This window comes from Streptomyces sp. NPDC048185 (genome assembly GCF_043202495.1).
Classification (GTDB): Bacteria; Actinomycetota; Actinomycetes; order Streptomycetales; family Streptomycetaceae; genus Streptomyces.
Genome location: NZ_JBIDAN010000005.1, coordinates 458760 through 484004, shown reverse-complemented (window position 1 = coordinate 484004; position 25245 = coordinate 458760). Strand labels below are relative to the sequence as shown.

18 protein-coding genes are annotated in these 25245 nt (G+C 70.4%); 9 read left to right on the top strand and 9 right to left on the bottom strand.

Annotated features, from left to right (window positions below; genetic code table 11):
• Window positions 1-11: 11 nt before the first annotated feature.
• The 5 genes from ACGF3H_RS18265 to ACGF3H_RS18245 all read right to left on the bottom strand — a co-directional run bounded on the left by ACGF3H_RS18265 (window position 12) and on the right by ACGF3H_RS18245 (window position 6113).
• Entirely contained in the window at window positions 12-1043 is a 1032-nt protein-coding gene (locus ACGF3H_RS18265; protein WP_362495110.1) for a LacI family DNA-binding transcriptional regulator, read from the bottom strand.
• Window positions 1044-1238: 195 nt separating this feature from the next.
• Window positions 1239-1568, bottom strand: a complete 330-nt coding sequence (locus ACGF3H_RS18260) for a hypothetical protein (RefSeq protein WP_362495112.1) — start codon at window positions 1566-1568, stop codon at window positions 1239-1241.
• 1 nt (window position 1569) lies between these two features.
• The gene (locus ACGF3H_RS18255; RefSeq protein WP_362495115.1) at window positions 1570-2403 is read right to left on the bottom strand and encodes a sterol desaturase family protein; all 834 of its coding nucleotides are present in this window, start codon (window positions 2401-2403) and stop codon (window positions 1570-1572) included.
• On the bottom strand, window positions 2400-3128 hold the full coding sequence (locus tag ACGF3H_RS18250) for a GntR family transcriptional regulator (RefSeq protein ID WP_362495118.1): 729 nt from the start codon (window positions 3126-3128) through the stop codon (window positions 2400-2402). The genes ACGF3H_RS18255 and ACGF3H_RS18250 overlap by 4 nt, the downstream gene beginning before the upstream one ends.
• A gap of 153 nt (window positions 3129-3281) precedes the next feature.
• Window positions 3282-6113: an AbfB domain-containing protein gene (locus tag ACGF3H_RS18245; RefSeq protein ID WP_362495121.1), complete on the bottom strand. Its 2832-nt coding sequence runs from the start codon at window positions 6111-6113 to the stop codon at window positions 3282-3284.
• 534 nt (window positions 6114-6647) lie between these two features.
• On the opposite strand from ACGF3H_RS18245, the gene ACGF3H_RS18240 reads away from it, so the two are divergent.
• Window positions 6648-9929: a LamG-like jellyroll fold domain-containing protein gene (locus tag ACGF3H_RS18240; protein WP_393816504.1), complete on the top strand. Its 3282-nt coding sequence runs from the start codon at window positions 6648-6650 to the stop codon at window positions 9927-9929.
• A gap of 92 nt (window positions 9930-10021) precedes the next feature.
• On the opposite strand, the gene ACGF3H_RS18235 is transcribed toward ACGF3H_RS18240, so the two are convergent.
• A complete protein-coding gene (locus ACGF3H_RS18235; protein ID WP_362495126.1) occupies window positions 10022-11296 on the bottom strand; it encodes a hypothetical protein in 1275 nt (424 codons plus the stop codon).
• A 55-nt stretch (window positions 11297-11351) separates the two neighbouring features.
• Window positions 11352-12941 (bottom strand): endo-1,3-beta-xylanase, encoded by a 1590-nt coding sequence (locus ACGF3H_RS18230; RefSeq protein WP_362495129.1) that lies wholly within the window; start codon window positions 12939-12941, stop codon window positions 11352-11354.
• A gap of 374 nt (window positions 12942-13315) precedes the next feature.
• On the opposite strand from ACGF3H_RS18230, the gene ACGF3H_RS18225 reads away from it, so the two are divergent.
• The 7 genes from ACGF3H_RS18225 to ACGF3H_RS18195 all read left to right on the top strand — a co-directional run bounded on the left by ACGF3H_RS18225 (window position 13316) and on the right by ACGF3H_RS18195 (window position 21849).
• Window positions 13316-14599: an ABC transporter substrate-binding protein gene (locus ACGF3H_RS18225; protein WP_362495132.1), complete on the top strand. Its 1284-nt coding sequence runs from the start codon at window positions 13316-13318 to the stop codon at window positions 14597-14599.
• A 95-nt stretch (window positions 14600-14694) separates the two neighbouring features.
• A complete protein-coding gene (locus tag ACGF3H_RS18220; RefSeq protein ID WP_362495134.1) occupies window positions 14695-15642 on the top strand; it encodes a sugar ABC transporter permease in 948 nt (315 codons plus the stop codon).
• Between the two features lie 30 nt (window positions 15643-15672).
• Window positions 15673-16599 (top strand): carbohydrate ABC transporter permease, encoded by a 927-nt coding sequence (locus ACGF3H_RS18215; RefSeq protein ID WP_362495136.1) that lies wholly within the window; start codon window positions 15673-15675, stop codon window positions 16597-16599.
• Window positions 16600-16648: 49 nt separating this feature from the next.
• Window positions 16649-18328 (top strand): glycoside hydrolase family 43 protein, encoded by a 1680-nt coding sequence (locus ACGF3H_RS18210; protein WP_362495139.1) that lies wholly within the window; start codon window positions 16649-16651, stop codon window positions 18326-18328.
• Between the two features lie 127 nt (window positions 18329-18455).
• Window positions 18456-19499, top strand: a complete 1044-nt coding sequence (locus ACGF3H_RS18205) for a LacI family DNA-binding transcriptional regulator (RefSeq protein ID WP_362495140.1) — start codon at window positions 18456-18458, stop codon at window positions 19497-19499.
• 428 nt (window positions 19500-19927) lie between these two features.
• A complete protein-coding gene (locus ACGF3H_RS18200) occupies window positions 19928-20941 on the top strand; it encodes an SPFH domain-containing protein (protein ID WP_362495142.1) in 1014 nt (337 codons plus the stop codon).
• Complete coding sequence (locus ACGF3H_RS18195; RefSeq protein WP_362495145.1) at window positions 20938-21849, top strand: hypothetical protein; 912 nt, start codon at window positions 20938-20940, stop codon at window positions 21847-21849. The genes ACGF3H_RS18200 and ACGF3H_RS18195 overlap by 4 nt, the downstream gene beginning before the upstream one ends.
• A gap of 189 nt (window positions 21850-22038) precedes the next feature.
• Here the strand turns inward: ACGF3H_RS18195 and ACGF3H_RS18190 are convergent, their stop codons facing one another.
• Window positions 22039-22935, bottom strand: a complete 897-nt coding sequence (locus ACGF3H_RS18190; RefSeq protein WP_362495147.1) for an aminoglycoside phosphotransferase family protein — start codon at window positions 22933-22935, stop codon at window positions 22039-22041.
• A gap of 266 nt (window positions 22936-23201) precedes the next feature.
• Here ACGF3H_RS18190 and ACGF3H_RS18185 point away from each other — a divergent pair, with 266 nt between their 5' ends.
• Window positions 23202-24239 carry an NlpC/P60 family protein gene (locus ACGF3H_RS18185; protein ID WP_362495150.1) on the top strand — a complete coding sequence of 346 codons (1038 nt, stop codon included), beginning with the start codon at window positions 23202-23204 and terminating at the stop codon, window positions 24237-24239.
• A 210-nt stretch (window positions 24240-24449) separates the two neighbouring features.
• Here the strand turns inward: ACGF3H_RS18185 and ACGF3H_RS18180 are convergent, their stop codons facing one another.
• Window positions 24450-25109, bottom strand: coding sequence for an MSMEG_1061 family FMN-dependent PPOX-type flavoprotein (locus ACGF3H_RS18180; RefSeq protein WP_362495152.1), 660 nt, complete (start codon window positions 25107-25109; stop codon window positions 24450-24452).
• Window positions 25110-25245 lie beyond the last annotated feature (136 nt).

Genomic DNA, 25245 nt, shown 5'->3' with positions numbered 1-25245 from the left:
GCGCTCCCGTGTCAGCCGCCCGTGGCCTGGTCCGTACCGTCGCGCCCCAGCGTGCTCTCCCGTTCGACCAGCCGGTAGTCCGCCCAGATGCGCCGGGATTCGGGAGCGGCGCCGCCGAGCCGGGCGAGGACCGACTCCACCGCGAGCCGGCCGATGGCTCCCTTGTCCGGAGAGACGGAGGTGAGGGTCACCGCTCCGAACCGTCCCTCGACCACGTCGTCGAAGCCGACCACCGCGATGTCCTCGGGCACCCGCAGTCCCCGCGCGTGGAGCACCCGCATCGCACCGATGGCCATGGGGTCGTTGTAGGCGAAGATCGCGTCGGGGCACCTTCCGGCGTCGAGGATGCGGGTCATGGCCGCCGCGCCGTCCGCGTGCCCCCAGCCGTCGGTGGCGGCCACGAGGCCCTCGTCGACGGGGAGTCCGGCGGCGGTCAGTTCCTCGCGCCAGCCGCGTACGCGCAGTTGGGCCGGCTCGTTGCGCCCGTGCCGGGCACCGATGAACGCGACCTCCCGGCGCCCCAGACCGACCAGGTGTGCGACGGCGACGCGGGCGGCGGCGACGTTGTCGATGGCGATGTGGTCGTAGGGCAGGTCGTACTCCCGCTCCCCCAGCAGCACCAATGGGACGTCGTCGGTGCGGTCGCGCAGGTCCTCGGTCTCCAGCTCGATGGGGCTGAGGATCAGTCCATCGATGACCCGCGCCCGGAAGCCCTGGCTGACCAGGAGCTCCTGCTGCCGTCGTCCGCCGGTGTGGTCGAGGAGCACGGTGTAGTCGTGCTCGGCCGCCGTGTCGATGACGGCCGCGGCGAGTTCCGCGAAGTAGGGGTTGCCCAGTTCGGGCAGGGCGAGCGCGATGATGCCGGTGCGTCCCGCCCGCAGGTGCCGGGCGGCCAGGTTGGGCCGGTAGCCGAGTTCGTCGATGGAGCGCTGGACGCGTTCGCGCATGGCGGGGGTGACGTGCTGGAAGTTGTTCACCACGTTGGAGACGGTCTTGATGGAGACCCCCGCGTGCGCGGCGACGTCCTTGAGGCTGACCCGCACGGCATTCCCTCCCCTGGGCGGCCCTGCCCGGGCGGCCGGTGCGGGTCCGGTGACGTCACCGTGAGCCGTGCCTCGAGCCCCCGCGCTGATCTTGCAACGTTATACATCTGCTGTCGTCGCGCTGACAAGGCATGGCCGGACGCCGTGGACGGCACCCAGTCCCGCCCGCCTCGGCCGGCAATCACCCTGCCTCCGTCATGACATCACGGGGCCGCGTCGCCGCATCGCGCCGGCCGGTCCGCGCGGACTCGTCGTCGGCCGCGGTGGACAGGAAGACGCCGAGCAACATGGCCGTGACGTCCTCGCAGGCAGGCCGTCCAGCAGCAGCGCCACGTCCCCGGCCGTCGCCAGGCCGAGCCCTGCCAGGACGGAGCGGTGCCGCCCGCCGGTCGTCCGCCACAGATGCAGCGCGAGCAGCGGGGCGAGCAGCGGCTTGGTGGCCCACTCGCACGCGGGCAGATCCGCGGCGACCGCCAGCAGGTTCACCAGTGCGGTCACGCCGAAGAGCGCGATCGGCAGCGGCATGTCAGTGGTCCGCCTTCGGGGTCCAGCCGGGCGGTCCGAAGAGGTGGCCCGCGCGGTCGCGCCAGCAGGTGGCGCCCCGTACGTCGCGCCAGGCGGCCGCGTACTCGTGGAAGGCGACGCGCAACGGGTTGTAGGTGCCGATGTTCTTGGTCAGGCCGTACACCACCCGCTCGCCCTCGGGTTCGAACGTCCCGAGGAGCCGGTCCCAGACGATCAGGATGCCGCCGTAATTGCGGTCCAGGTAGGCGTTGTTGGAGCCGTGATGGACCCGGTGGTGCGAGGGGGTGTTGAGGACGAACTCGACCGGCCGCCACAGCTTGTCCACCCGCTCGGTGTGCAGGAAGAACTGGTAGACGAGGCTGATCGACTGCTGGAGCAGGATCATCCACGGCGGAATGCCCAGCAGGGCGAGCGGCAGCCAGAACGGCAGGGTGGTCATGGGTGTCCAGCTCTGCCGCAGCGCGGTGGAGAGGTTGAAGCGCACACTGGAGTGGTGGACGACATGGCTCGCCCACAGCACCCGCACCCGGTGGTGTGCGCGGTGGAAGACGTAGTAGGCGAGGTCGTCCGCGAAGAACAGCAGCACCCAGGTCCAGACGGACCCCGGCGACAACTGCCAGGGAGCCACGGTGAACAGGGCGGCGTAGGCCACGACCGCGAACGCCTTCCACGGGAGGCCGACGACCTGGCTGCCCGCGCCCATCGACATGCTGGTCACGGTGTCGCGGGCCTCGTAACCGCGTTCGTCGTCGTCCGGCAGGAAGCGGTACGACAGTGCCTCCACGGCGACGAGGAGGAGGAAGGCGGGTATCGCGTAGACGACGGCGGGGATCATGCCGGGTCTCCTTCCCGGTCCGGTGCGGCGTGGGCGGTGGGGACACTGCGGGCCAGCAGGGCGCGCGCCGCTGCTTCCGCGCCCCGCTCGTCGCGTGAGGCGATGAGAGCGGCGAGCCTCAGGTGGCCCGTGATGTCCCGGAGTTCGGTCGCGCGCAGTTCCGCCGGCACCTCGCCGGCCGTCAGGCCGCCGCCGACGAGGCTGTTGAACGCCAGGAGGTAGGCGATGTTGCCGGAGCCCTCCACGATCAGCCGCCACCAGGCGACGTCCGCCGCGCCGAGTTCGGCGAGGTCGGGGCCGCGGTGGAGGTAGGCGGTGGCGGCCGTGACGATCTCGGCCGCGGCCTCGTCGGAGCAGCGGACGGCGCACAGCCGGGCCGCGTCGGCGCCGATGGAGGCCCGCATCTCCAGGACGTCCCGCCGCAGGTCGTTCGAGGCGGGCGGGTGCTCGGTGTGGGCGAGCTGCACAGCGAGGTCGAGACCGGCGGTTCGCCGCCAGTCGAGGACCATGGTGCGTCCGCCGTGGCTCACCTCCACCAGCCGGGCCTGCTGGAGCCGTTTCAACGCCTCCCGAACGGCGTGCCGGTTGACGCCGAACTCGGCAGCCAGTTCCCGTTCGGCGGTCAGGGGGATGCCGGCAGCGAGCGTCCCGCTCAGGATGCGGTCCCTGAGCAGCGTGAACAGCTGGTCCGAGACCGCTTCACGGCGGATGCGTTGCTCTGTCATGGCGCACAGCGTGGACCTCCCCGAGCGACTGGTCAACTGGTTGGACCAGACGATTTTCGCCAGGGCGAGATACCAACCGCTGGGCGCCCTGGTTCAGTTGGGGCCGACCCGGCGGATACTGACACCCCCCCGGGCGGCCCGTCGCTCAACCGGTCAGGGCGCCCACGGCGCATCGACGGCCCAACTGCTGTCGGCGGTGAGGGTCTGCGGACGGTCGAAGGCGTCGCCGGTGCCGCCGCCGGAGGCGATGTACACCTGCGAGGCGTGATGCCGCAGGAACGAGCCGGGGATGTTGATCGACTCGAAGGTCACCCCGGTGCCGCTGAGCCCGGGCCGGGCGCAGAAGGTGGCGTCCTGGCGGAACAGCGCGGTGCCGTCGTCGGACGCCTTGCGCACCCGGCTGTCGGCGTGCCGCAGGAACTGGCCGGGGTAGTTCACCGACTCAAAGGAGTAGCAGGAGGAGTCGGCGAGCCCGCGGCGGATCGTGAACGTGGCGTCCTGCTTGAGCAGGGCGCTGCTCCCGGCGTCGACGATCTCCGTGTTGGCGAGACCGTCGGCGTGCCGCAGGTAGCGGTTGGTGTGGCCCCAGGTGGTGACCAGGAGCGACTTGCGGACGTCGGTGGGCAGTTGGACTGAGCTGCGCCACAGCGCCGGGTCGCCGAGGTTCCAGGTGGCGTCGGCGGTGAAGGAGACGGCGGTGTCCCAGGAGTTGGGACCGCCGCTGCGGGCGAGGTACACGTTGTCGGCGTAGTGGCGCAGGTACTGGCCGGGGTAGTTCTTGGACTCGAAGGAGGTTCCGCCCGCGGCCAGCCCGGGCCGGCTGCACCAGGTCGCGTCCGCGGCGAACGAGCCGCCGGTGTCCGCGTCGACGCGCACCCGGCTGTCGGCGTGCCGCAGGTAGCGACCGGGGAAGTTGACCGACTCGAAGCTGTAGCAGCGCGGGTCGGCGAGGCCGGTGACGGTGCGGAAGGAGGCGTCCTGGCGGGCGCCGTCGGCGGATGCGGTGGTCAGGACGTCGGTGCGGGCCAGTGAGTTCGCGTGCCGCAGGTAGCGGTCGGTGAAGCCGGGCGTGGTCACCTTGAAGGAGCGGACGTGGCCCAGGGTGAGGGCCGGCGAGGCGCTCAGGTTGCGGGAGGCCGCGATCAGCGCGCCGTGTGCCTGGTGGAGCTGGTTGGTGTCGACCTTCTGCACGCGCCGGTCGTACGTGTAGAGGCCGTTGTACTCGCCTTCGACGTCGGTGATCTCCGTGTAGACGTACGCGGACAGGCCCTTGGTGGTCATGAGCCGCTGGACGTCGCGGACCATGCCGGTGTAGCGGTCGTTGAGCTGCGCCGGGCTGGAGACCTGCTCGTAGGCGAAGAACTGCCCGTTGGGGCTGTACTCGTGGCCGGGGCTCCGCAGGCCGATGCCGCCGAACTCGCCGAGGACGGAGACGCGGGTGCTGGAGGGGCGTGGCCCGTCGGGGCCGGTGTAGACGTGCCAGTCGATGATGTCGCCGGTGCCCGGGTCGCCGCGGGAGTCGCAGCAGTTGTAGCCGCTGTGCGGGTTCATCAGCCGGCTCGAGTCGTAGTTCTCCAGGTCGGTGGTCACGCGCCGGGTCGCGGCGAGGTCCCACTCGCCCCAGCCCTCGTTGAAGGGCACGTAGGTGACGACCGCCGGGGAGAACCGGTGCTCGTCGATGACCTCGCGGGCCTCGGTCTCGAACTGCGCGGTCTGCGGGGCGGTGCGGTCGTGGTCGAAGGGGATGGTGGAGGGGATGTCCTGCCACACCAGCAGTCCGAGCCGGTCGGCGTGGTAGTACCAGCGGGCGGGCTCGACCTTGATGTGCTTGCGCACCATGTTGAAGCCCAGGTCCTTGTGCTTCTCCAGGTCCGAGGCGAGCGCCGCGTCGGTCGGGGCCGTGTAGAGGCCGTCCGGCCAGAAGCCCTGGTCGAGGGTGCCGATCTGGAAGACGAACTCACCGTTCAGGGTGGGGCGCATGACCCCGTTCAGCATCTTCTTGCCGATCTCGCGCATGCCGAAGTAACTGGCCACGGTGTCGACCGCGGTGCCGGAGGCGTTGCGCAGGGTGACCCGCAGGTCGTACAGGAACGGGTCGTCGGGTGACCAGCGGCGGGCGTCCGGGACAGGCACGGAGAACTCGGTGAAACCGCCGGTGGCGCGGCCCACGACGGTCGTACCGTTCAGTGCCTCGGCCAGGACGGTGTGTCCGTCGACGTTGCCGCGGGTGAAGACGCGGACCCGGGCGGTGTTGTCGGAGAGGCTGGGCCGGATGTCGACGGAGTAGATCGACGACGCCGGCGTGGGCTCCATCCACACGGTCTGCCAGATGCCGGAGGTCGGCGTGTAGAAGATGCCGCTGGGGTTGTTGGTCTGCTTACCCACGGGCTGCTTCTCGCCCCGGCCGTCGGTCGGGTCATAGACGCGCACGATCAGCTCGTTGGCGCCGCTCCGCAGCTGCGGTGTGATGTCGACCTCGAAGCGGTCGTAACCGCCCCTGTGGGTGGTGACCTGGGTGCCGTTGACCCAGACGGTGGCCTCGTAGTCGACGGCTCCGAAATGGAGTTGCACCCGTCTGCCGTTCCAGTCGTGCGGGACGGTGAAGCTGCGCTTGTAGAACATCAGATCGCGGTTGTCGTTGCGCATGATGCCGGAGAGCGCCGACTCCACGGGGTAGGGCACGAGGATGCGCTCGGGCAGGGTCTGGCCGACGGGCGGCGCGGCGTTGCGGTTGACGTTGCCGGCGCCGTCGGTGGGCGGGTTGAGGAACTCCCACTCGCCGTTGAGGGACTGCCAGTCGGGCCGGGTCATCTGCGGGCGCGGGTACTCGGGCAGCGGGTTGGTGGTGGAGACCTGGTTGGTCCACGGGGTGGTGAGCGGAGGCGGTTTGGGGGTGACGGCGGCCGCGGCGGTGGTGGTTCCGGTGACCAGCAGGCCTCCGGCCATTGCAAGCAGGGCCGCCAGACAGGCGATGATGCGTCGCATCGAGGTCCTCCAGGGCAGGACGGCGTGCGGACGCCGGCGTTCCGCAGCGGACTCCGACCATTTCCGGCCGGACGAGGGCGGTGCGGCGTACGGGCTTCCGACACGGTCGGACGAGCGGCACGAACGCGGGCAGGGCGCCCCGCGCCTCGGCGGGGAGTGCGGACAGCGGCCGAGGTGCGGGGAACCTAACATGGAACAGACTTCAACGGAAACACTCAGGAAACCCCAATCATCGGCGTCTGCACGCTACTTGATTGCTCACGACTCACCGTTGGCCCGCCCCCTGGCGCAACTGCTCCTCACGGACCGGCGCACCGGATGCGGTGGGAAAGTTGTGCGGACCGAGGCGTGCGCGAGGTCTGGACAGTGACTCGGGAGCGTGTTGTCATTCCGCTTGTCGCGGGATTTCCAACGTTGGAAGGGGCGCGCTGCTCTCCGTATGCCAGGCGTCCGACTCCCCTTCGTGCGGGAGCCGTGCGACCGACGCCCCACTCCGACGGTCCCGGTCCAGTTCCCCCTGCGCGAGAAGGTTCGATGACACGACAACGCACCCGCCCCCATGCCAGAACGTGGGCGCTGCTGACGGCAGCGGCCCTGGCCTTGCCCACGACCGTCCTGACGTCCGCCGCGTCGGCCGCGGAGCCGGCCTCGAGCACGCCGGCCGCGCTGTCCGCCGGGCAGTCCGCCGTGAAGGTGAACGGTCTGAAGGGCGAGTACTACAGCATGTCCGCGCCGGGCGCGCGGGACTTCGCCGTCCTCGGCGGCACCTCGCTCGACCCACAGATCAACTTCTCCGGACTCACCAGCACCTTTCAGGAGTTGACCGGCAAGACGGAGCACACGACGGCCCGCTGGACGGGCAAGGTCGAGGCTCCCGCCACCGGTGACTACACGTTCTACGCCTCCGGCGACAACGGCTTCCGGCTCTTCATCGACGGCGAAGCGGTCATCGACCACTGGGAGGGGGACTGGGACAACGAGCAGAAGAGCACGCCCGTCCACCTGACCGCCGGTGAGCAGCACGACTTCCGCCTGGAGATGTTCCAGGACGTCGGCGGCGCCAACATGTTCCTGCGCTGGTCGACGCCGACGCTGGCGAAGCAGATCGTGCCGCAGTCGGCCTTCACCCCGCCGGACGGCTTCGAGGTCTACCCGGTGGAGCCGTCGGTCGGCACGGACGGCAAGCAGGTACGGGCCCGCTTCGAGGGCCGGGTCGGCGGTGACCTCAAGGCACTTGCCGAACACCTCGCGGTCGAGTCCGACACGACGCCCATGCCCATCAAGTCGGTCTCCACCGCCCCGGGCGACCGCAACTCCCTGCTGATCACGCTCTCGGAGCCGATCCAGAAGAACCAGCAGGTCAAGCTCACCTACAACGGTGCCGGCAACCTCAGCGCCGGCGGCGAGACCGTCCCGAAGATCGTCCGCTGGGCGCAGAACGACTCCACGCACCGCCTCACCACCAAGTGGGGCGACAAGCTGGACGAGCAGCACCCGCTGCCCGAGTACCCGCGCCCGCAGCAAGTCCGTTCGCAGTGGCGGAACCTCAACGGTCCCTGGCAGTTCAGCGGCGCCGACGCGGGCGAGAAGCCCGTCTTCGGCAGGGACCTGGACGAGAAGATCATCGTGCCGTTCCCGGTGGAGTCGCAGCTCTCCGGTCTGGAGCGCCACGAGAACCACATGTTCTACCGCAAGCTCATCGACGTGCCCAAGAACTGGAAGGTCGGCAAGAGCGACCGCGACAACCGGCTCAAGCTCAACTTCGGCGCCGTCGACTACCAGGCCACCGTGTACGTCAACGGCACGAAGGTCGTCGAACACACCGGCGGGTACAACGCGTTCAGCGCCGACATCACGGACGCGCTGAAGAGCAAGGGCCGGCAGGAGATCGTGGTCGCGGTCACCGACACCGGTGGCGCCGACCAGCCGATGGGCAAGCAGTCCACCAACCCGGGCGGCATCTTCTACACGCAGTCGTCGGGCATCTGGCAGACCGTGTGGATGGAGCCCGTCGCCGAGGCGGCCATCGACAGCGTGGTCACCACGCCCGACATCGATACCTCGACCCTCGCCGTGAACGTGCAGTCCGGAAAGGCGTCCGCCGGGGCGCGCGTCGAGGCCGTCGCCCGCGACAAGCACGGCAAGGTCGTCGGCAGGGTCAGCGGTCCGGCCAACAAGGAACTGCGGCTGCCGGTGGCGCAGCAGCACCTGTGGAGCCCGGACGACCCCTACCTGTACGACCTGGACGTCAGGCTCACCGACGGCCGCTCCACGGACAAGGTCGGCAGCTACTTCGGCATGCGGAAGATCGCCGTCGAGAACGTCGGCGGCTACCAGAAGCTGGTGCTGAACGGGAAGCCGATCTTCTCGCTGGCCACGCTCGACCAGGGGTTCTGGCCCGACGGTCTGTACACCGCGCCGAGCGACGACGCCCTCGCCTTCGACCTGAACGCGCACAAGGAGTTGGGCTTCAACGCGGTGCGCAAGCACATCAAGGTCGAGCCGGCCCGGTGGTTTTATCACGCGGACCAACTGGGTCTGCTGGTCTGGCAGGACTTCGTCTCCGGCAACATCACCAACACCACCGGTCAGAAGGCCTTCGTCGACCAGGGTATGGAGACGATGCGCCAGCACCACAACTCCCCCTCGGTGATCGGCTGGATCGTCTTCAACGAGGGCTGGGGCGAGTGGAACCGTGAGGAGACCGGCCGTATCGCCGAAGCCGTCAAGGCCGCCGACCCGTCCCGTGTCGTCAACGCCCACAGCGGTGTGAACTGCTGCAACTCCAAGGGCGACTCCGGCAAGGGTGACATCGTCGATCACCACGACTACGGCAACAACGACCCCGCCTGGCCGGACGAGAAGCGGGCGGCGATGGACGGCGAGCACGGCGGCTTCACGCTGCGCACCCCGGGCCACATGTGGCCGGGCGCCCCGACCGTCATCTACAGCGGTGTCGCCGACAAGGCCGCGCTGACCCGCAAGTACGTGGAGAACACCGAGGAGTTCTACCTGGAGCAGGCCGGCGCCGAGCTGTCCGGGTCGGTGTACACGCAGATCACCGACCTGGAGAACGAACTCAACGGCCTCTACACGTACGACCGCCGGGAGATCAAGGTCGACCCGGCCCCCGTCCGGGAGATCAACCGCAAGGTCATCGCGGCCGGTGCGGCGGCCGGGCAGAAGGGCGAGCTGAAGGGCGGCGGCTCCTGGTCGCTCGACGAGGGCTCCGGCACCACCGCGAAGGACTCGGGGCCGAACGCCAAGCCCCTGACGCTCACCGGTGGCACCACCTGGACCGAGGGCGTCAGCGGCAGCGCGCTGAAGTTCGACGGCCAGGGCCAGTCCGCCGAGACCGCGGGACCGGTGCTCGACACCACCGGCAGCTACTCGGTCTCCGCGTGGGTGAAGCTGGACCGGCTGCCGGACAACTACGCGACGGCGGTCAGCCAGGACACCCGGCGTCAGGCCGGCCCGTTCTACCTCCAGTACGGTCAGGGCGCGTTCGCCTTCAGCACCCCCGGTGAGAACCGGGCGCGGCTGGTGACGACCCCGGAGACCGGGCGCTGGTACCACCTGGTCGGCGTGAAGGACGCGGCGGGCAACCAGATCCGGCTGTACGTCGACGGCGACCTGGCGTCGACCGCGACGGCCGGCCCGGCCTACCAGAGCACCGGGGGCCTGGCCGTGGGCCGCGCCCAGTGGGACGGCTCGGCCGCGGACTTCTGGAACGGCTCCGTCGACGAGGTCCACGCCTACGACAAGGCCCTCACCGACGCGGAGGTGAGCGCCCTGCACGAGGCCGAGCAGCCGTAACGGGCGGCACGGCACCGAGGACACCGGCAGGACCGGGCGGCCCCGGCGGGAGGCGAGGAGCCTTCCGCCGGGGCTGCCGCCCGTGGTGCGGGTCAGGCCCGGCATCCGGTGGTGAAGCCGCGCTGGGCCAGGCCCTGGCAGAACGCCGTGCGGGCGTCGGTGTAGCGGGAGAGCCTGCCGTCGGCGAACCAGGTCGAGTTCGGCGGGAAGTCGAAGCTCCCGTCGTCGATGCCGTCCCAGCCGTAGCGGAAGTCGAGGTTGATGTAGGTGACGGTGGTGATGACGTCGGACAGGTCGTAGGTGCCCGGCAGGTTGGGGATGGGGCCTCGGTAGTCGAGCAGGCCGAACAGACGCCGGGTCCACTCGGCTCCGCGCACCGGTTCCAGGCCGGCGGTGTCGGCGCCGTCCGCGGTGAGGTTCATCAGTCCGCTCTCGGAGACGACCATCTTCTTGCCGTGGTCCTTGGCGAACTTCATCATCTTCAGGACGTTGCCGTCGTAGTCCCAGTTCTTCCAGACGGCTGCCGGGTTGCCATGGGTATCGGTGCCTATGGAGGCGTTGCGGCACTGGAGGGCACCGACGTCGTAGTTGTCGGGCGGGGTGCCGTTGTAGAGGTAGCCGTTGGAGTCGTGGATCGGCATGCACAGCTCGTGGGCGAAGACGGAGACACCGATCTCGTCGGTGACCGCGTCGCCCGGGTAGAGCGCCTCGTACTCGCCGCGCACCGGGTGGAAGACGAAGCGGACGTTGTCCTGATGGGTGCGGTCATCGATGAGCGAGCGGATGCGGGCGAAGGCGCCCTTGTACGAGGAGCAGGTGGCGTCGGTGCAGTGGTAGTGGCTGGAGACCTCGTAGTCGAGGCGGAGCAGGAACGTGGCCCTGGGGTGGGTGTCGATGAAGTCGGTCAGACGGGTGAAGCGGTCGGCCCAGAGGCCGTCGGCGAGTTCCTGGGTGACCTGCCGGGAGCGGGCGGCCTTGGCGTTGCCGTCGCCGCCTGGGAAGCCGGGCGGGTTGTCCTTCCAGCTGATGCCGATCTGTACGGTGTCGCCGCGGTCGGCGAGGAAGCGGGCGTAGGCGGCGTGGCCGGGGCCGACCCAGTCCCCGGATGCGACCTCGTAGTAGACCGAGCCGCCGGCTGGGGCGTCGGCGAAGGACGTGTAGTCGTCCCAGGCCGTCTTGGTGGACTGGCCGATGAGCAGGGTGCGCGTGGTCGCCGCCTGTGCCCGGGCGCCGCCGGTGTCGGCGGAGGCCGCGTGGGCGGTGCCGAACGGCAGGACGGCCGCCAGCAGGGCGACAACGAGCGCGGCGATGACCGACGGGACCGGGCCGCGGTCTCTCCTGGCGTGCGGGGATGCGTGGGGGTGCATGGGTGCTCCTGACTACGGGGCCTGCGGAGGTCGCGGGCCCCGGTGGGGTGGAGGGTCAGGGGGTCCGGTAGGTGAAGCTGCCGGTGGTGGTCTGCGCCGTCTGGGTGGTCGGCTGGTAGTCGAAGGTGTACGTCACCGTGTCCCCGGAGCGCAGGGTGACGGGCTTCTCCCAGCGGTTGTTCGCGGCGTTCCAGCCGAGGAAGTAGTTCTGCTCGGCGCCGCCGTTGACGCGGTAGTGGACGGTGACGAAGGTGGCGGCCTTGGACGGCTTGAACCAGATCACGGGCTGGGAGCCGGGGGTGACACCCTGGGTGTAGTCACCCTGCTGGGGCGGCTCGGTGGGCGTGGGGTCGGTCGGCGTCGGGGTGGGGGTGGGCGTGCCGGGGTTCTGACCGGTGCCGTTCACCCACTGTCCGCCGCGCAGTTCGGCGAGGAAGCGGTCGCGGACGGTCGGGTCGGCCTGGATGCGGGCGTCGCCCCAGTAGCCGTTGGCGCAGCCGGGTCCGCCGGCCGCGGCGCCGTCGGCGCACTGCCATTGGGTCTGGCCGTCCCAGTCGGTGTTGATGTAGGCGGCGGCGCGGATGACGTCGCGGTTGGCGTTGATCCACGAGAAGTACGGCTTGTACCACTCGTTCCAGATGGTGTCCGCGCTCGTGGCCGTCGGGTTCTTGCGCATGATGCAGCTCTTGGTGTGCGCCCCGTTGTCGTACCCCTGAGGCGAGGCCTCGGCGATCATCGCCGGCTTGCCGTGGGCGCGGGCGAAGTCGAGGACGCGGTTCTGCAGTCCGGTCGGTGAGGTGTCGTAGGTGCTGCATCCCCACTGGGTGCCGACCGAGCCGGTGCCGTAGAAGGCGGACAGGCCGACCCAGTCGACGTACCTGTCACCGGGATACCAGGTGTCGTAGTGCTTCGGGTCGGTGACGATGTAGTTCCACTCGGGGTGGTCGGGGTTGCTGTCGAGGGGCCATGCGGCCGTCTGCCAGACGGTGGCGACCTTCGTGGCGCCGAGCGCGTCGATGCGGCCCTTGATGTAGGCGAACGCCTTCTTGTAGTAGTCGGCGCTGTAGCAGTTCCAGGGGCCGTCGAACTCGTAGCCGATGCGCAGGAAGACCTGGCGGTCATAGCTCTTGAGCGTGGTGACCATCTGGTCGACCTTGGTGCGGTACTGGCTGATCAGGCTGGGGTTGCCGGCCGTGACGTCGCTGTCGTTCGTCCCGACGATCGCGCGCAGCGGCTGGTTGTTGCAGCCGCTGGTGGCGTCGGAGAGGTAGAGGCCGACGGCCAGGGCGGAGTTCGGGTACTGGGCGAGGGTGCCCGCGAAGTCCACGGTGCCGGAGCCCCAGTTGGCGGGGCTGTTCATGCCGGCGAGCGGCTCGGGGCTGCCGCCGAGGACCAGGTTGGTGTAGAGGGTGACGCCGCCGGGCGTCGGGGCGTTGAGGCCCGGGTTGTCCATGACGTCGCGCTTGTAGGCGGCGAGGGTGTCGCTGTCCTGCCCCATGATCGCCATCACCTTGCCGTCGGCCGGCAGGTTGCGGGCCGTGACGGCGGCCTGGGCGGTTCCCGAGGTGAGGCCGACCGAGCCCAGGGCGGCCACCGCGGCGAGGCCGGCGAGTGCGGCGACGGCTCGTCTTCGCAGGGTGCTCATGCGGAATCTCCTTGCTGCCGTGCGGATGTATTGCCCGGCATCGTGGAGACGTTCGCTTGTTACGTCAACGAGTCGCGTAAGTTTCGGTCGAAGAAGCAGGTGGCGGACACGTGCTCGTAACCTCCTCGACCTGCGCGCAACCCGTTCACCGGGCACGGGAATCACGGGGGTGTCCGGGCGCGTCGACAACCGTCCTGCCATGCTTGACGAAACTTCAACGTAACTATTGACAGATAGTTTCGCTCGACGGCAAGTTGTCTCATCGAAGCGCCGGGCACCGTCCGGCGCCCCGCCTCCGCGTGACCCCTGTGGCCCTCTCCTCGCGCGGCAGGCGTCCCTCGTCGTTCCGTCATCCTCTCCTCTGGAGGTCCCGCATGGGCTCCTCACGCCTGCGCCGCACGCTCGCCGCGGCGGCCGGTCTCGCCACCCTGGTTTCGCTGGCCGCCTGCTCGTCCGGCTCGGACTCCGCCGCCGGCAAGACCACGCTCACCGTCGCCACGTTCAGCGACTTCGGCTACGAGCCGCTGTTCGCCGAGTACCAGAAGACGCACCCGGACGTGGTCGTCAAGGAGCGGGTCTCGCAGCTCGACCAGCACCACAACAGCTTGTCGACGCAGCTGTCCTCGGGCAGCGGCGCCGCCGACGTGGTGGCGATCGAGGAGGGGTACCTGCCCAAGTTCCGCGAGGTGAAGGACAAGTTCGTCAACCTCGCCGACTTCGGCGGCGCCGACCGCAAGGACGAGTACCTGCCGTACAAGTGGGCCCAGGGCACCGCGGACGACGGCACGTTCGTCATGGGGTACGGCACCGACGTCGGCGGGCTCGCGATCTGCTACCGCAAGGACCTGTTCGCCCAGGCCGGCCTGCCGACCGACCGCGAGGCCGTCGCCAAGCTCTGGCCGACCTGGGACGCGTATTTCAAGACCGGCGAGACCTTCCGCGGCAAGGTGAAGGACCACGCCTGGTTCGACGCCGCGGGCAATGTGTTCAGCGCGATGATGAACCAGACCGAGTACGGGTTCTTCGACCGGAGCGACTCCTACATAGCCGACAGCAACCCGGCGGTGAAGACGGCGTTCTCGACCACGGCGAAGGCGGCGGCCGACGGCCAGTCCGCGAACTTGGTGCCCTTCAGCCAGCAGTGGAACGCCGGTATCAAGCAGGGCCGGATGGCCACCATCACCTGCCCGGCGTGGCTGACCGGTCTGATCCAGACCGCGGCCGGCGAGGACGGCGCGGGCAAGTGGGACATCGCGGCCGTGCCCGGGGGCGGCGGCAACTGGGGCGGTTCGTTCCTGACCGTGCCCAAGCAGAGCAAGCACGCCAAGGAGGCCGCCGAGCTGGCCGCCTTCCTGACCTCCGCCGACTCGGAGAAGAAGATCTTCACCGGGCCGACCGGTTCGCTGCCCTCGATCACCTCGGCGCTCTCCGACCCGGCCGTGCAGGGGACCTGCAAGGAGTACTTCAACAGCGCCCCCACCGGGCAGATCTTCGCCGCCTCCGCCAAGGACCTCAAGCCCAGCTTCCGCGGCACCAAGGACCAGCAGGTGCGGCTGCCCTTCGGCAGCGCCCTCCAGCTCGTGGAGCAGGGCAAGGCGTCACCCGACGAGGCCTGGGACAAGGCGCTCTCCGAGGCCGAGAAGAACCTGAAGCACTGACCAGCGGCCCGCGCGCCGCACCACGCACCCGGGGTGCCGTCCGTCCGGCGGGCGGCACCCGCTCCACCCCCCGACCTTCCTGCCAGGAGGACGCCATGGCGGTCGACACCACCGGTGCCGGGCACGCCCTCGCCACCCCGAAACCGAAGCGCCGCAGGGGCCTGTTCGCCCCCTACAGCTTCGTCGCGCCGTTCTTCGTCGTCTTCGGCGTCTTCGGCCTGTACCCCCTGATCTACACATTCTGGGTCTCCCTGCACGACTGGGACCGGCTGTCCGGCAACGGCGGCTTCGCCGGGCTCGACAACTTCCGGGACCTGTTCGCCGACTCGGACTTCTACACAGCGACCTTCAACACCTTCAGCATCTTCCTGCTCTCCACGGTGCCGCAGCTGATCCTCGCGCTGGGCGTGGCCTGGCTGCTGGACCGCCGGCTGCGCGCCCGCACCACCTGGCGGGCGCTGGTGCTGGTGCCGCAGTACGTGTCGGTGGTCGCCGTCGCGTTGGTCTTCTCGCAGTTGTTCGGCCGGGACTTCGGTGTCGTCAACTGGGTGCTGGAGCACCTGGGTCTGATCAGCGACCCGGTCGACTGGACCGCGGAAAGCTGGAGTTCGCACCTGGCGATCAGTTTCATGGTGATGTGGCGCTGGACCGGCTACAACGCGCTGATCTACCTAGCCGCCATGCAGGCCGTGCCGCGCGAGCTGTACGAGTCGGCCATGGTCGACGGCGCCAGCCGCTTTCTGACCTTCCGGCGGATCACCCTGCCCGCCATCCGGCCGACCCTGCTGTTCACCGTCGTCATCTCGACCATCGGCGGGCTCCAGCTCTTCGCCGAGCCGCTGCTCTTCGACTCCCAGGCCAACGCCGAGGGCGGCACCGAGCACCAGTTCCAGACGCTGACGCTGATGCTCTACAAGTACGGCTTCATCAACAACGACGCCGGCTACGCCTCCGCCATCTCCTGGGTGCTGTTCCTCGTCATCGCCCTGGTGGCCGCCCTCAACTTCTCCCTCACCAGGCGCCTGAGCGGCTCCGACCGCTGACCGACCGGCCTCATCGAAAGGAGCCCGCTCGTGGCACCGACCACGCCCACAGCCGCACCCCCGGCCGCCGCCGGGCACCACGACGAACCGCCCCGACCCGTCACCGCCGCCCGGCGGCGCGCCCGGGGCCCCCGCCATCACGACACGGCCGGGCCCCTGGCCTACGCACTGCTGGCCGCCGTCGTCCTCGCCTCCGTCTTCCCCCTTTACTGGACGGTCGTCGTCGCCTCGCACAGTGATAACTCCGTGCTCGGCGGCTCGACCCCGTCGCTGGTGCCGGGCGGCCATCTGATCGGGAACATCCAGCGGGTTTTCGACACCGTCGATTTCTGGCAGGCGCTCGGCAACTCCTTCACCGTCGCCGGCACCACGGCCGTCAGCAACGTGCTGCTGTCCTCCCTGGCCGGCTACGCCTTCGCCAAGCTCCGCTTCCCCGGCCGCAACGCGCTGCTCGTGGTGGTCGTCGCCACCGTGATGGTGCCGACCCAGCTGGGCATCATCCCGCTGTACCTGCTGGTCACCGACATGGGCCTGTACGGCAAGCTCAGCTCTCTGATCGTGCCCTCCCTGGTGTCCGCCGTCGGCGTGTTCTGGATGCGGCAGGCCATGGAGGAGAACGTCCCCGACGAACTCATCGAGGCTGCCCGCATGGACGGCGCCGGGCAGCTGCGCACCTTCTGGTACGTCGCCTGGCCCGCCGTGCGCTCCACCGCCGCCGTGCTCGGCATGTTCACCTTCATGTTCGCCTGGAACGACTACTTCTGGCCGCTGATCGCGCTGCCTCCGGAGAACGGCACCGTTCAGATCGCCCTCAACCAACTCGCGGCCGGCTACTACACCGACTTCACCCTGATGCTCGCCGGTGTGGTCGTGTCCGTCCTGCCCGTCCTGGCGCTGTTCGCCGTGCTGGCCCGGCGCATCGTCTCCGGTGTCATGGCCGGCGCCGTCAAGGGCTGAAGCCGCGCCTCGCCCACGCCTCCCACCGCCACCGAGACACGAGGACCCGATGACCGCCGCCGTCCCCACGACCGGCAACAACGCCCCTGCCCGTGAAGAGCCTTCCACGCCGGCGATCCGCAATCCCGTCCTGACCGGCTTCCATCCCGATCCATCCCTGCTGCGGACAGGCCTGGACTACTACCTCGCCACCTCGACCTTCGAGTGGCTTCCCGGCGTCACCCTGCACCACTCGCGGGACCTGGTGAACTGGCGCCCGCTGGGTGGAGCGCTCACCGAGGAACGGCTGCTGGACCTCACCGGCACACCCGACTCAGGGGGTGTCTGGGCCCCGTGTCTGTCCTGGGCGGACGGCTTGTTCCACCTGGTCTACTCCAACGTGACCAGTCTGACCGGCGCGTTCAAGGACGTACGCAACCACGTGGTCACCGCGCCCTCCGTCACGGGCCCATGGTCCGACCCGGTGCCCCTGCCGGGCCACGGCTTCGACCCCTCCCTCTTCCACGACACGGGGCCCGGGGGCAGCGGACGCAGCTGGTACCTCTGGCTGGACTGGGACCACCGGACCGGCCGCCAACCCTTCGCCGGCATCCTCCTCCAGGAGTGGGACCGGACGGCCCGCGCCGTGCGGGGGCCGGTGCAGCGGATCTTCACGGGCACCGCGCTCGGCCGGACCGAAGGACCGCACCTCTACCGTCGTGACGGCTGGTACTACCTGGTCACCGCGGAGGGCGGCACGTCCTGGGAGCACGCCGTCACCGTCGCCCGCTCCCGCGAGGTGACCGGACCCTACGTCCCCGACCCCGCCGGTCCACTGCTCACCTCCTACGGCGACGACCGCCTGAAACTCCAGAAGGCCGGCCACGCCAGTCTGGTCGACACCCCTGGCGGCGAGTGGTACCTCGCCCACCTGACCGCCCGCCCCCTCACGCCTCGGGGCGCCTGTGTGCTCGGGCGGGAGACCGCCTTGCAACGCGTGCACTGGACCGCGGACGGCTGGCCCCGCGTCTCGGGGGACAGCGGTGACGGTCGCCCCGCCCTGCGGGTGCCGGCTCCCCGCTTCAGTACCCCCGCCGTGCGGGAGCCGGCGGCACACGACGGGGTCCTTCCCCCGGAATGGATGACTCTGCGCCGCTACCCCGATCCGTCCTGGCTCTCTCCCGTTCCGCAGGGCGGCGTGCGTCTGCGCGGGGCCGAATCGCTGTCCTCACGGCACCGTCAGAGCCTCGTGGCCCGTCGTCAGCAGCACACCGACTTCTCCTTCGAGACGGAGGTGTCCTTCGCCCCCACCTCCCCACGGCAGATGGCGGGCGTGGTCCACCTTTACAACACCCGGCTGTGGCACTACGCCCACCTCACCCGCGACGAGGAGCAGGGCCGGGTCCTGCGCCTGGCGACCTGCGACCGAGGTCGCTACACCGAGCCGGTCGCCCCCGTGTCCGTGCCCGAGGACGTCCCGGTGCGGCTGCGCCTCACCTGTGCGGGCGGCACGGGTGCCTTCGCCTGGTGGGACGCGGCCGACCGGCGGTGGCGGCGGCTCGGGCCCCGGCTGGACGTGACCCGGCTGTCGGACGAGTACGCGACCGTGGGCGACGGCGACGGTCACTACGACAGCTGGGGCTTCACCGGAGCCTTCGTCGGGGTCTGCGCCCAGGACCTCACCGGCGACGGACGTCCCGCCGACTTCACCGGACTCGAGTACCGGGCGGACGACGGGAGCGGAACGTGAGTACGGCGATGTGCCGCGGCCACGGGCGGCCTCGCCCTCCGCTCCGCGGCCACGGCGTCGTAGTCTTCGGACGAGAGCCCGCAGCGCGCGTGGGCGGCGAGAACAGCGAACGGGAAACGGACGGCACATGAGTTCACGACCAGCGGCGAAGGTGACCATCAGTACCATCGCCGCCGAGGCCGGTGTCTCCACGGCCACCGTCTCGAAGGTGCTCAACGGACGCGCCGACGTCTCGACCGCGACCCGCGACCGCATCCGGCAGATCATGGCCCGCCACCACTACCAGCCGCGCCGGGCCAGACGCCGCGGCGGCGTCGTCGACCTCGTACTCAACGAGCTCGACAGCCTGTGGTCCATCGAGATCATCCGCGGCGCCGAGGAGGCCCTGCGCGACGAGGGCGTCAGCATGATGCTCTCCGCCGCGCACGGCAGCACCGCCGGCACCAACGCCTGGCTCGACCAGCTCGCCGCCCGCCGCTCGGACGGCGCCATCCTCGTCGTCTCCGACCTCACACCGCGCCAGCGCACGAAACTGGGCGCCCTGGGTATCCCCTTCGTCCTGGTCGACCCCGTCGGCAACGTCGATCCGACCGTACCGACGATCGGCGCCACCAACTGGGCCGGCGCCATCGCGGCGACCGAGCACCTCATCGGACTCGGGCACCGCCGCATCGCCCACCTCGCCGGTCCGCGCCAGCTGCTGTGCAGCCGCGCCCGCGCGGACGGCTTCCACGCCGCCATGGAGGCTGCCGGACTGCCCGTACCTGACGGGGCGGTGAGATACGGCGAGTTCAACGATCCGTCCGGCCGCACCGAGATGGCCGCGCTGCTCGACGACGCGGATCGTGTCGGCCGTCCCTCGCCCACCGCCGTGTTCGCCGCCAGCGACCTGCAGGCCTTTGGCGCCTACACGGCACTGCGCGAGCGCGGGCTGCGCGTTCCGGACGACGTCAGTGTGGTCGGTTTCGACGACGTGCCGGTGACCCGGTGGAGCGATCCGGCGCTGACAACGGTCAGGCAGCCGCTGCAGGAGATGGCCGCCATGGCGGCGAACACCCTTCTGCGGCTCGTCGACGGCGAGGACGTGAACCTGCCCCGCGTCGAACTGGCCACCCATCTGGTGGTCCGCGGCAGCACGGCGGCGCCCGTGGTGGCCACGGGCGCCGGGTGAGCGGACGCCGACGCCGCGGGCCAAGGCGTCACTGCGCCGGGCGCACCGCCACGTTGTCGGACGAGGGGCGACGTCGAGGACCCGGACGCCGTTGGCGCCACTGCGGTTGGTGCCGTCGGTGACAGAGATCCCCGGCGTCACCATGTCCGCGACGTGAACCGTGATCGAGGAACCGACGCCCGTGACACGCTACCGGTGGGTCGAGCCGGGGTGACTGGGCGCCGGGTTTGCCGTGGCCGCGGTGGTGGTTGTAGGCGCGCAGAAAGCCTGCCAGAGCGGCGAAGTTCGTCGTTGCTGTCATAGGACCGCAGGTGGGTCCATTGGCCCACTCAACGATCCCACCCGCCCGGCCACCGACTTTTCTCGTCTGGTTGACGATATCCCGGCCTCCGGTTATCGTCGCACTGACGAGATCGAGGGGGTCTGCCATGGCCGACATCACCCGGCGCTTCGGATGGCGCCATCTGCGTTCCGCGCCCACCGCCCACATTCGCCACCACAAGCGCGGCCGGCTCGTTCACGACGGCCGAGGGCTCAGCTTCTGGTACCGGTCGCTGTCGGCGGCGCTGTCCGAAGTGCCGGTCGACGACCGGGAGCTGGCCATGGCGTTCCACGCCCGTACGGCCGACTTCCAGGACGTCACTGTGCAGGCCACGGTCACCTACCGGATCAGTGACCCGGCCGAGGCGGCGAACCGGCTGGACTTCTCCGTGGACCCGGACAGCGGGAGGTGGCGCGGCACCCCCCTGGAGCAGATCGCCACTCTCTTGACCGAGACCGCGCAGCAGCACACGTTGGACGTGCTGGCCCGCACCCCGCTGGCCGTCGCGCTGATGGACGGTGTCGCCTCCGTTCGGGAACGGGTCGCCGCCGGTCTCGCCGACGAGCCCCGCCTGCCGGCCACCGGCATCGACGTGGTCGCCGTGCGCGTCGTGGCGATCCGACCCGAGGCGGAGGTGGAGCGCGCCCTGCGGACCCCGGCCCGCGAGCAGATCCAGCAGGAGGCGGACCGGGCCACCTACGAGCGGAGGGCCGTCGCGGTCGAGCGCGAGCGTGCCATCGCCGAGAACGAGCTGGCCAGTCAGATCGAACTGGCACGACGCGAGGAGCAGTTGGTCGACCAGCGCGGCACCAACACGCGGCGTGAGGCGGAGGAGAAGGCAGCGGCGGACGGCGTACGGACCGAGGCCGAGGCGGCCCGCCAGGTCCGCCTGGCCCGCGCGGAGGCCGAGGCCGCACGCGCGACGGGCGCGGCACGCGCCGAGGCCCAGGCCGCCTGGCTGCGGGTGCACGGCGAGGTCGATCCGGCCACGCTGCACGCCCTGGCGACGACCCGGCTGGCGGAGAACCTGCCGCGGATCGAGAGCATCACCCTCTCCCCCGACGTGCTCACCGGGCTCCTGGCCAGGATCGGGAGGCCGGAAGGCCGGGCGGACGCGTGAGCCTGGCCCCGCGGGTGGTGCTCGTGCACCGCAGGACCGAGTACGAGGAACTGCTCGCCCGGCACGGGACGCACGGGCAGGCCGCGTTCTTCCTCTCCAGCCGCGGCCGCTCGATCGACGAGGTGGCCCGCCGTCACGACGCCACCCAGCGGGCGCTGCGGGAAGTGGCGTCGGCGGTGCCGCTGACCTGGCGCAGCTCCAGGGTCGAGCGGGCGGACCTGGACCGCTTCCTGTTCGCCCCGGAGGACGTGGTGGTCGTCGTCGGCCAGGACGGCCTGGTCGCCAACACGGCGAAGTACCTCACCGGGCAGCCGGTCGTGGGCATCGACACCGATCCAGGGCGCAATCCGGGGGTCCTGGTGCGTCATCGCTGCGCCGACGCCGCAAACCTGCTGCGTGCCGCGACCGCGGCCCGGGGCGGGCACGGGGACGGGGTGGAGGAGCTGACCATGGTCGAGGCGGTCGCCGACGACACCCAGCGCCTCCTGGCGCTGAACGAGATCTACCTGGGGCCGCCCGGTCATCAAACGTCCCGTTACCGCCTGGGCACCGGCAGCGGGACGGACCCGGGCGAGGCCCAGGCCTCCTCCGGGGTCCTCGTCGGCACCGGCACCGGCGCCACCGGCTGGCTCCGCTCCTTGTGGCTGGAGCGCGGTGCCACCGTGACCATGCCCGCGCCACGCGATCGGCGACTGCTGTGGTTCGTGCGCGAGGCGTGGCCGTCACCGGCGACCGGCACGTCCAGGGTCTCCGGGGAACTGGAGCGGGGACAGACGCTGCGGCTGACCGTGGAGTCGGACCGCATGGTGGCCTTCGGGGACGGAATGGAGACCGACGCCCTGGACCTGACCTGGGGGCAGAGCGTACGGGTGGGGATCGCTGCGGCGTCCCTGCGCCTCGTGACGTGAGGGCCCTGCCCGCGGGTCGCCGGTGATCGGTGGCCGGTGAGATCCAGCCGTGCCGTCATCCCGGGGAGCCTGCGGTCCGGGCGACAGTGCCGGGACCTCGCAGGGCCGTGCCGCCTTCGGAGGGTGCCGCCCGCGCTCACGCGCCGGTCGGTCCGTTGACGCCCCTCCCCCGCCGATCACCCGCCGGCGTCACGCACCCCTCAGGACACGATCGAGTGCCGCCCGGCCTACTGGTCCCCAGTGCTGCTTGCCGCCGGGAAGACCCCGGTCTCCGTTGTGTCCCATGAGCATCAGGAAGAGGCTCTTCATAGCGGCCAGTCCGCGGGCGCGTCGGATCGCCGCCTCGTCCGCGTGCGCGTACGTGTCGAAGAACCGTGAGGCCGTGCCCGCGGGCAGCAGCACCCATGCCGCGGCGAGGTCCCACGCCGGGTCGCCGGCGAACAGGTCACCGAAGTCGACGATGCCCGAGAGCGTTCCGTCCAGGACGACGACGTTCGCGGGATGGAGGTCGCCGTGCACCCACACCGGCGGGCCCTCCCACGCGCGGGCCGCGACCGCGTCGTCCCAGACGGCCCGGATGTCGGCGACGATGCCGTCGGGGGCAACAGCCTTGACGAAGCTGTCGAAGCCGTCCGTGCAGTCCTTGGGATGGGCGCCTCTGTCCGTGGCGATCGGTGCCTCGGCGGGCGCCTCCACGTGGAGCGCCCGGAGGAAGCCGGCCAGCGTGTCGGCCGCGTGTGCGCCGCGGCTGATCGAGCCGTGGTCCAGCGGCTCGCCGGGCACCCACGTCATCACGGTCCAGTGCTTGGGGAAGCGCTCGGACGGCTCGCCGAACCGCACCGGGGTCGGCACCGGGAGAGGCAGGTGCGGGGCGAGCACGGGGAGCCACCGCCGCTCCTTGAGCTGGAGCTCCGGGGTGGGGTCCATGCGCTGCATGCGCACGGCCAACTCGTCGCCGAGGCGCCACATCTGGTTGCCCCAGCCGCCCGCGACTTCCCGGACGGGCAGCCCGGCGAGGTCTGGATGTTGCTCCTGAAGCAGCTCACGGACCAGGTCTGCGGTGATCTCGATCTCGGTGTCGGTCATGCGACGTCACAGTACCGAGGCGCAGGCGGAGCGCTGCTCGGTTCCGGGTATCCCGCTGTGTTCGCCGGGGTCGGATGCAGGCAACGGCGGCAAGATCCGCGTGGGGCTACTTCTGCCGGTGGTTCTGCATGGTGCACCCCCGCGTGCCCGTGATCCACTTCCCCGCGGCGGGGGAACACTCGTTCCCCTTGTCCCTTCACCGACCGCGTCCCCCGCTCAGGCCACCGACGCATCGGCCAGTGGCCCAAGGAACAGGAGTCCGATCCGTGACGTCCCATCGTCGCCCCAAGCAACCGAGCCGCACGCGCACCACCGTGCTGACCACGGCGGCCGCCGCTGCCGTCGCCCTGAGTGCGAACGCCGCCGACGCCGCCCCCGGTCAGAAGCTCGGCAAGGACGAGGTCAAGGCGAAGGTCGACAAGCTCTACGTGCAGGCGGAACAGGCCACGGAGAAGTACAACGGGGCGAGCGAGAAGCAGCGGAAGCTGCAGGCGGAGGTCTCCGCCCTCCAGGACAGCGTCGCCCGCGGCCAGCAGGATCTGAACACGATGCGGGACGGGCTGGGTTCACTGGCAGCCGCCCAGTACCGCTCCGGCGGCATCGACCCTTCGATGCAGCTCCTCCTCTCGTCGGACCCGGACGAGTTCCTCGACAAGGCGTCCACGCTCGACCAGTTGAGCAGCCAGCAGGTCGAAGCCCTGAAGAAGATCCAGGACAAGCAGCGCACACTCGCCCAGGAACGAGCCGAGGCCGCCGAGAAGCTGAAGGACCTCACCGCCACCCGCACCGAGCTGGGCGAGAGGAAGCAGGAAGTCCAGGGCAAGCTCGCCGAGGCGCAGAAGCTGCTCAACACCCTGACGGCGAAGGAGAAGGCGGAACTCGCCGCCGAGGAGCAGCGCGCCGGCCGGGCCTCCGCCGAGCAGGTGAACACCGGCCACCACTCCCCCGCGTCCGGCCGGGCCGGCGCCGCGTTCGCCGCCGCCCAGAGCCAGCTCGGCAAGCCCTACATCCGCGGCGGCACCGGCCCCTCCTCGTACGACTGCTCAGGCCTCACCTCCTGGGCCTACGCCCAGGCCGACGTCCACATCCCGCGCACCTCCGAGGCCCAGTCGGGCATCGGGTCCCGCCTCACACGGAGCGAGCTGCAGGTCGGCGACCTGGTGTTCTTCTTCAACGACCTGCACCATGTCGGCCTTTACGCCGGCAACGGCCAGATCCTGCACGCACCTCGCAGCGGGACGGTCGTCCGGTACGAGTCGATGGACACGATCGGCGGGCCGTTCATGTTCGGGGTCCGCGTCTGACGTGACGGGCCTGTCGCCCCGGTGGCCAGGGCCCCGCCGCCGTGGGTGAGGTCCGGCCGGTGGGGCTCGTGCGGCGACGGGTCATAGCGTGGTGGCCAGCCACACGGTCACGGCCGCGTCAGCGGTGAGCCCGAGGTTGAGGGCGATCCGGCGGTCGGCGCCGGTCAGCGTCCGGGGCCGCCGGCCTGACGGGCCGCGCCCGCCCGCCTCTTACTCGTACCGGTACTTCAGGGAGTCCGCCTCCGCCTGCTCGATGTCGGCGATCGTCAGCTCCGGCATCCGCAGCTGGGCCAGAGTCACCTCGGCCGAGGTCGGCTGCGCGTCCGCCGGCAGCCACTGCTCCGGCTTCCACGCCCCGCTTCGCATCAGCGACTTGGGGCAGTGCGGGTAGACCTCTTCGATCCCCACGACCAGCGCACTGGCCGGCGGCTTGCCCACGGCTGTCAGCTGCGAGAGCAGTTCGGGACGGGTGGAGACGCAGGCCCGGCCGTTCACCCTGAGCGTCGTGGTGCGCCCCGGGATGACGAACAACAACCCGGCCCGCCCGGTGGCGATGACGTTCTGCAGGGTGTCCAGGCGCTTGTTGCCGGTCGCGTCCGGTATCGCCACCGTCCGCGCGTCCAGGACGCTGACGAAGCCGGCGGGACCGCCGCGCGGGGAGACGTCGCAGTTGCCTTCGGGGTCCGCGCTGGCCACCAGGACCAGTGACGAGCAGCCGATCAACCGTCGTGTCTGGTCCGTGAGTTCCTTCATCTGCTTGCGCAGTGCCGCGTCCTTGGGAAGCTCGTAGGCCCGGCGCAGCGCCTCCCGGTCGGGTACGGCGTCGAGGCGGAGCGAGTCGAAGGCACTGCCGGCAAGGGATGGCGTCATACCTCCGACCCTAGCGGGCCGAGCCTCGCTTGATCACGGAGGTGTCTCGCAGCTGGGCGGGCATCTGAGTACGCGTACTCAGATTCTGCGCACGAACGTGACCGCGTTGTCGATGTCTGGTACATCTGTCGCCCGT

Coding starts and splice junctions, on each gene's coding strand:
- ACGF3H_RS18260 (WP_362495112.1), bottom strand. CDS start 1,568: ATGCCGCTGCCGATCGCGCTCTTCGGCGTGACCGCACTGGTGAACCTG.
- ACGF3H_RS18255 (WP_362495115.1), bottom strand. CDS start 2,403: ATGATCCCCGCCGTCGTCTACGCGATACCCGCCTTCCTCCTCCTCGTC.
- ACGF3H_RS18250 (WP_362495118.1), bottom strand. CDS start 3,128: ATGACAGAGCAACGCATCCGCCGTGAAGCGGTCTCGGACCAGCTGTTC.
- ACGF3H_RS18245 (WP_362495121.1), bottom strand. CDS start 6,113: ATGCGACGCATCATCGCCTGTCTGGCGGCCCTGCTTGCAATGGCCGGA.
- ACGF3H_RS18240 (WP_393816504.1), top strand. CDS start 6,648: ATGACACGACAACGCACCCGCCCCCATGCCAGAACGTGGGCGCTGCTG.
- ACGF3H_RS18235 (WP_362495126.1), bottom strand. CDS start 11,296: ATGCACCCCCACGCATCCCCGCACGCCAGGAGAGACCGCGGCCCGGTC.
- ACGF3H_RS18230 (WP_362495129.1), bottom strand. CDS start 12,941: ATGAGCACCCTGCGAAGACGAGCCGTCGCCGCACTCGCCGGCCTCGCC.
- ACGF3H_RS18225 (WP_362495132.1), top strand. CDS start 13,316: ATGGGCTCCTCACGCCTGCGCCGCACGCTCGCCGCGGCGGCCGGTCTC.
- ACGF3H_RS18220 (WP_362495134.1), top strand. CDS start 14,695: ATGGCGGTCGACACCACCGGTGCCGGGCACGCCCTCGCCACCCCGAAA.
- ACGF3H_RS18210 (WP_362495139.1), top strand. CDS start 16,649: ATGACCGCCGCCGTCCCCACGACCGGCAACAACGCCCCTGCCCGTGAA.
- ACGF3H_RS18205 (WP_362495140.1), top strand. CDS start 18,456: ATGAGTTCACGACCAGCGGCGAAGGTGACCATCAGTACCATCGCCGCC.
- ACGF3H_RS18200 (WP_362495142.1), top strand. CDS start 19,928: ATGGCCGACATCACCCGGCGCTTCGGATGGCGCCATCTGCGTTCCGCG.
- ACGF3H_RS18190 (WP_362495147.1), bottom strand. CDS start 22,935: ATGACCGACACCGAGATCGAGATCACCGCAGACCTGGTCCGTGAGCTG.
- ACGF3H_RS18180 (WP_362495152.1), bottom strand. CDS start 25,109: ATGACGCCATCCCTTGCCGGCAGTGCCTTCGACTCGCTCCGCCTCGAC.